The following is a 268-nucleotide window of genomic DNA, read 5'->3' as shown; positions in this document are numbered from 1 at the left end:
AGATCGTGATTGGGAGACGCGTGCGGGAACTGTGGAACTGCGCATTCCCAAGCTTCGGTCAGGCAGTTACTTCCCGAGCTTTCTCGAACCGCGGCGCATGGCCGAAAAGGCGCTGACGGCTGTTATCCAGGAAGCCTACATCCAGGGCGTCTCGACCCGCTCGGTCGATGACCTGGTCAAGGCCATGGGCATGAGCGGTATTTCCAAAAGCCAGGTTTCCCGGCTGTGCGAAGAGATTGACGACAAGGTCAAAGCGTTCCTCGACAGG

1 protein-coding gene is annotated in these 268 nt (G+C 58.6%); it reads left to right on the top strand.

The genetic code is table 11. The features are described from left to right. Positions 1-268: transposase (locus V6767_RS22740; protein ID WP_448475515.1), on the top strand; the 268-nt coding region annotated here is incomplete at both ends.

This window comes from Martelella sp. FLE1502 (assembly GCF_053484255.1).
The sequence above is the reverse complement of the archived record's forward strand: the minus strand, read 5'-3'. Positions and strand labels throughout refer to the sequence as shown.